The sequence below is a fragment of the Streptomyces sp. NPDC059850 genome (assembly GCF_042731515.1).
Lineage (GTDB): Bacteria > Actinomycetota > Actinomycetes > Streptomycetales > Streptomycetaceae > Streptomyces.
This window is the reverse complement of record NZ_JBHWJI010000135.1, coordinates 1-5,323: the sequence shown is the minus strand read 5'-3', so window position 1 is coordinate 5,323 and position 5,323 is coordinate 1. Positions and strand designations below refer to the sequence as shown.

Genomic DNA, 5,323 nt, shown 5'->3' with positions numbered 1-5,323 from the left:
CCGGATGGTGCGGTTGGCGGTGTGGTGCCGCTGGTGCTGTCCGCGAAGTCGCCGGAGGCACTGACCGCCCAGGCCGGGCGCCTCGCCTCCTTCCTCAACGATCACCCCATCACCGAACTCACCGACATCGGCGCCTCGTTGGCCGCACGCGTGGAATTCGACCATCGCGGTGTGGTGGTGGCCGCGTCCCGGGACGAAGCCCTGACCGCGCTCGCCGACCTCCAAGACGAGCACCCCGCCACCCCCGGTGGCGGACTCGCCGTCGTCTTCCCCGGCCAGGGGGCCCAGCGCGTGGGCATGGGACGGCGGCTCCACGCCGCGTACCCCGTCTTCGCCGACGCCTTCGACCAGGCGTGCGCCGCCCTGGACACCCGGCTCGGACAGCCCCTGCGCGACGTGGTGTTCGCGGAGCCGGACTCACCCGAAGCCGCGCTGCTGGACCAGACGAAGTTCACCCAGGCGGCCCTCTTCGCCGTCGAGGTGGCCCTCTACCGCCTGGTCGAATCCTGGGGCGTACGACCGGACTTCGTCGCCGGACACTCCATCGGCGAGCTGGCCGCCGCCCATGTGGCGGGGCTGTGGTCCCTGGAGGACGCCGCCGCGCTGGTGGCGGCGCGCGGCACGCTGATGCAGGAGCTGCCCCCGGGCGGGGCCATGGTGGCCATCCAGGCCACCGAGGACGAGATCACACCGGAGCTGACCGACCAGGTGGCCATCGCGGCCGTCAACGGGCCCGGCTCCGTGGTGATATCCGGCGATGAGCAGGCGGTGACCGGCCTCGCCGCCACGTTCAAGGATCGTGGCCGCAAGACCAGCCGGCTCCGGGTGTCCCACGCCTTCCACTCACCGCTGATGGACCCCATGCTGGACGCGTTCGCCGAGGTAGCCCGTGGCCTGCGCTACACCGCGCCCACCCTCCCGGTCGTGTCCAACCTGACCGGCACGGTCATCGAGCCCGAGCGGCTGTGCACCGCCGCGTACTGGGTGGACCACGTACGCGCCACCGTACGCTTCGCCGCTGGCATGGCCTCCCTGAGCGAGCAGGGCGTGACCACCGTGCTGGAACTGGGCCCCGGCGGGGTGCTGACCGCCATGGCCCAGGAGTGTCTGCCCGAAGGGACCGAGTGCGTGGCGGGCCTGCGCGAGGACCGGCCGGAGCCCCACGCCCTGCTCACGGCGGTGGCCCGGGCCCACGTACGCGGCGCGCGGGTGGACTGGCGGACGATGTTCGCGGATACCGGCGCACACCGCGTCGACCTGCCCACCTACGCCTTCCGCCACCAGCGCTACTGGCTGGACACCGGCGGTTTCGCGGGCGACATGGGCGCGGCGGGCATCAGCCCCACCGAGCACCCGCTGCTCACCGCCACCGTCCAGCTCCCCGACACCAGCGGCGTGGTGTGCACCGGGCGGCTGTCCCTCGCCACCCACCCCTGGCTCGCCGACCACGCCGTCTCCGGAGCCGTCCTGCTCCCCGGCACCGGACTGGTGGAACTCGCCGTCCGCGCCGGTGACGAGGTCGGCACGGAGACCTTGCGCGAACTGGTCATGGAAGCGCCCCTGCTGCTGCCCGACACCGGCGCTGTGGACGTACGGGTCTGCGTCGGCGGCCCGGACGAGACCGGCGACCGCCCGGTGGGCGTGTACTCCCGTCCCGCCGACGCGGATCCATCGGACGCCGCGTGGACCCGGCACGCCACCGGCGCGCTGATGGCGGCGGCACCGGACCCGGAGCCCGCCCTCACCCGGTGGCCCCCGGCGGGCGCCCAGCCCGTCGCGGTGACCGACTTCTACCGCGAACGCTTCGCGGCGGGCTACGAGTACGGCCGGGTGTTCCAGGGCGTACGAGCCGTATGGGCCCGGGGCAAGGAGGTGTTCGCCGAGGTCGCCCTCGACGACGAACACCACGACGAGGCCCGCCGGTTCGGCCTCCACCCCGCCCTCTTCGACGCCGCGCTGCACCTCAGCGCCTTCGGCGCCATCGCCGAACCGGACGGCGGCGAACGCCTCCTGCCCTTCGCCTGGACCGGGGTACGGCTGCACGCCTCGGGCGCGTCCGCCCTCCGCGTCCACCTGGAACCCGTCGGCGACGACGCGATGTCGCTGCGCATCGCCGACCGGACCGGTGCCCCCGTCGCCACTGTCGCGTCGCTGGTGCTCCGCCCCGTGGCGGCCGCACAGCTGCGTCCGGCGGCGGAACCCCTCCACGACGCGCTGTTCCGTACCGCGTGGACGGCACTGCCCGTCGAAGCGCCGTACACCGAGCCCACCGAACCACGGACCGGCGGACTCGAAGCGGCCCAGGTCATCGAGGCCGTCACCGAGGCCGCCGCCGAAGGGCCGGGCGCCGCCCACGCCCACGCGCTGACCTCGCGCGTGCTCGCCGAACTCCAGGCGTTCCTCGCCAAGCCGGAGGACGACACGGCCCGGCTGGTCGTCCTCACCCGAGGCGCGGTCGCGGTACGCGACGGCGAGATGGCGGACCCGGCCGCGGCGGCCGTCTGGGGCCTGGTGCGCTCCGCCCAGTCCGAGAACCCGGGCCGGATCGTCCTGGCCGACCTCGACGGCGACCCGGCCTCACGCTCCGCGCTCTCGGCGGCGCTCGCCACCGGGGAACCGCAACTCGCCGTCCGCGAGGGCGCGGCCTCCGCGCCCCGGCTGGTCAGGGCCACCGCCGAAGGCCTCACCATCCCCACGGACACCCACACCTGGCACCTGGACACCACCGGGGCGGGCACCCTCGACCACCTGGCCCTGGTGCCCTCCGACCCGGTGGAAAAGCTCCCGGAAGGCCACGTCCGGGTGGCGATCCGCGCCGCGGGCATGAACTTCCGCGACGTCCTCATCGCGCTCGACATGTATCCCGGCAACGCCGCCATCGGTGGCGAGGGCGCCGGTGTCGTCCTGGAGACCGGGCCCGGTGTGACCGGACTGGCCCCCGGCGACCGTGTGATGGGCCTCTTCCCCGGTGGCGCCTTCGGACCCGAGGCGGTCACCGACCACCGCACCCTCGTCCGCGTCCCCGAGGGCTGGACCTTCCCGCAGGCCGCCGCCACCCCCATCGCCTTCCTCACCGCGTACTACGGCCTCCACGACCTGGCCGCCGTCCAGCCCGGGGAAACGGTGCTCATCCACGCCGCCGCCGGAGGCGTCGGCATGGCCGCCGTCCAGGTGGCCCGCCACCTCGGCGCCGAGGTCTACGGCACGGCCAGCCCCGGCAAGTGGCCGACCCTCCGGGCGAACGGGCTGGACGACCACCACATCGCCAACTCCCGCACCCTCGCCTTCGAGCAGGAATTCCTCGACGCCACCCAGGGCCATGGCGTGGACGTGGTACTCGACGCCCTGGCCGGTGAATTCGTCGACGCCTCGCTGCGTCTGCTGCCGCGCGGCGGCCGGTTCCTGGAAATGGGCAAGACCGATATCCGCGACGCCACCGACATCGCCCGGCACCACCCCGACGTCACCTACCGCGCCTTCGACCTCGTGGAAGCAGGACCCGAGCGCACCCGGCGGCTGCTCGCCGAGCTGGTGGAACTCTTCGAGAACGGCTCGCTCACCCCGCTGCCCCTCACGGCGTGGGACGTGCGGCACGCCCCCGACGCCTTCCGCCACCTCAGCCAGGCCCGCCACATCGGCAAGGCCGTGCTCACCGTGGACCGCCGACCCGACCCCCGTGGTACCGCGCTGATCACCGGCGGCACCGGCACCCTCGGCGCCCTGTTCGCCCGCCACCTGGTCACCACGTACGGCGTCCGCAACCTGCTGCTCACCAGCAGGCGCGGCCCGGGTGCCCCCGGCGCGGCGGAACTCGAAGCCGAACTGACCCGCCTCGGCGCCACGGTCCGGATCGAGGCCTGCGACGCCGCCGACCGCGACGCCCTGGCACACCTGCTGGCGTCCGTCCCCGCCGACTCCCCGCTCACCTGCGTCGTGCACACCGCGGGCGTGGTCGACGACGGAGTGGTCCCCGCGCTCTCACCCGAGCGCATCGCCGGAGTGTTCCGGCCGAAGGCCGACGCCGCGCTCCACCTGCACGAGCTGACCCGCGATCTGGACCTCGCCGCCTTCGTCCTCTTCTCCTCGGCGGCGGGCGTCCTCGGCAACCCCGGCCAGGCCAACTACGCCTCGGCCAACGCCTTCCTCGACGGCCTCGCACGCCAGCGCCGCGCCCAGGGCCTGCCCGCCGTCTCCCTCGCCTGGGGCTTCTGGTCGCTGGCCAGCGACATGACCAGCGGGCTCGCCGAAGCCGACCTCCAGCGCACCAAGCGCGACGGCATGGTGGGACTGGCCGCCGACGAGGGAACGGCCCTGTTCGACGCGGCGCTCCGAGGCGGCGACGCGGCCGTGGTGCCCGCCAGGCTCGACCTGACCGTACTCCGTGGCCAGGCGGAACACGGCGAACTGCATCCGCTGCTGCGCGGCCTCGTACGGCCCCCACGGCGCACGGCGCGCACGGATACACCCACCGGCCGGACGCTGGCCGAACGGCTGGCCACGCTCCCCGCCGACGAGTGGGCGGACCAGGTGCTGGACGTGGTGCGGAAGGAGGCCGCCACCGTACTCGGCCACCGGGACCCGGAGCTGATCGTGCCCGATCGCGCGTTCAAGGACGCCGGATTCGACTCGCTGACGGCGGTCGAATTGCGCAACCGCCTCGGCCGGGCCTCCGGTCTGCGCCTGCCCGCCACCGCGGTCTTCGACTACCCGGCGCCCACCCTGCTGGCGGGCTATCTCCACCAGGAGCTGGCCCAGGACACCGACCCGGTCCTGTCCACCCTGTCCACCCTGGACTCGCTGGAGGCCGCGGTGTCCGCCCTGCTCACCGAGGACATCACCGACACCCGGATCGGCACCCGGCTGCGCGTCCTGGGCGCGAGGCTCAGCGAGGCCGCGGGCGAGACGGACGGCGCCGCCGTGGACCAGCTCGCGTCGGCCACGGCGGACGACGTCTACGCCTTCATCGACAACGAGCTGGGGCTCGCGTGACCCGCCGCTCTCCGGACACGAGACGAGGAACCATGATGAACGACGACAAGTCCCTCGCTTACCTCAAGCGGGTCTCGGCTGAGCTGCAGAAGACCCGTGAGCGGCTGCGCGAGGCCGAGGGCGCGCAGACCGAACCGATCGCCATCGTCGGCATGGCCTGCCGCCTGCCCGGCGGGGTGGCCTCGCCGGAGGACCTGTGGCGGCTGGTGTCCGAGGGCGTGGACGGCATCTCGGGCTTTCCGGCGGACCGTGGCTGGGACCTGGCGGGGCTGTACGACCCGGACCCGGACGCGCCGGGCACCTCGTACGTACGGGACGGTGGCTTCCTGGCCGA

General features: G+C 73.9%; 2 protein-coding genes. Both read left to right on the top strand.

The genetic code is table 11. The annotated features are described in order from the left end of the window. Positions 1–33 precede the first annotated feature (33 nt). Positions 34–4,989 carry an SDR family NAD(P)-dependent oxidoreductase gene (locus ACFV9T_RS42520; RefSeq protein WP_385449209.1) on the top strand — a complete coding sequence of 1,652 codons (4,956 nt, stop codon included), beginning with the start codon at positions 34–36 and terminating at the stop codon, positions 4,987–4,989. Positions 4,990–5,021: 32 nt separating this feature from the next. Beyond that, positions 5,022–5,323, top strand: a 302-nt coding sequence (locus ACFV9T_RS42515) for a beta-ketoacyl synthase N-terminal-like domain-containing protein (RefSeq protein ID WP_385449207.1), incomplete at its 3' end; no start/stop codon positions are given.